The following is a 1,114-nucleotide window of genomic DNA, read 5'->3' as shown; positions in this document are numbered from 1 at the left end:
TGCGCCGACCTCACCACTGAACGGATCGGCCAAGAACCTCTCCGCCGTCAGTTCGGGCCGGTTCAGATAGCCACGCGCGACCCCCGCCCCGCCAATGTAGAGCTCTCCCACCGCTCCCAACGGAACGGGCGCGCCATGACCATCGAGCAGATACACGCGCGTGTTCGCAATCGGACGGCCGATGGGGAGCCGCTGCAATGTCTCATCAATCGCGGTAATCTCGCAGACTGTCGCAAAAGTCGTCGTCTCGGTCGGACCGTAGCAATGCAGGAGATTTTGCGGTCGGCTCTGGCTCAAAATCCGTGCGACTGCCGCCACATCAACCGCATCACCGCCAACCAATAGCAACCGCAAACTCGCCGGCACCGGGCCCAAATCAGCAGCGCTCTGGTTGAACAACCCGGCCGTCAAATGCAGGACGCTAATGCGGTGCTGCTGAACCAGGCCGCGCAGCACCCCTGGTTGCAGCGCATCAGTGTATGGAATCACGATCAGGCTAGAGCCGTGTAGCAGCGGTGCCCAGACTTCCAGTGTACTGATATCAAACGCGGGGTTGCCCACCCACGCCACACGATCACTCGCATTGAACTGCGCATATCCGTTGTTGATGACCAGTCGGTTTACGGCACGATGAGGAACAACAACCCCCTTCGGAAGGCCGGTCGAGCCGGAGGTGTACATGACGTAGGCGGCAGCCTCGGCGGTCAATGCCAAGCCAGGATCGGTGCTAAGGCCTGCTCCAGTCATGAGCGGCTCAATAGGCAGAACAGGAATCGTCACCTCGACCAGATCATCATCACTGTTGGTGAGCACCAGGCGCGCAGCACAGTCGGCCATCATCCAGCTCTGTCGCGCTGGTGGAAGACTGCGATCGATCGGCACATAAACTCCGCCCGCCTTCAGGATCGCCAGCTGTGCCACCACCAGGACGACGGAGCGATCCAGCATTGTCGCAAGGCGATCCCCGGGCGTGACCCCGAGTGCGATCAGATGATGCGCCAGCCGGTTCGCCCGCGCATTGAGCTCGCCATAGCTCAAGCGCTCGTCCTCATGGACCACCGCCACCGCATCCGGCGTCTTGGCGACCTGCGCCTCGAACAGCTCATGGATGCAC

Annotated in this window: 1 protein-coding gene; it reads right to left on the bottom strand. The window is 61.6% G+C overall.

The window, feature by feature from the left end; genetic code table 11:
* A partial coding sequence (locus tag IVA98_RS17940; protein ID WP_247355289.1) for an amino acid adenylation domain-containing protein occupies window positions 1-1,114 on the bottom strand: 1,114 nt, incomplete at both ends.

It is taken from the genome of Bradyrhizobium sp. 160 (assembly GCF_023073735.1).
GTDB lineage: Bacteria > Pseudomonadota > Alphaproteobacteria > Rhizobiales > Xanthobacteraceae > Bradyrhizobium.
The sequence above is the reverse complement of the archived record's forward strand: the minus strand, read 5'-3'. Positions and strand labels throughout refer to the sequence as shown.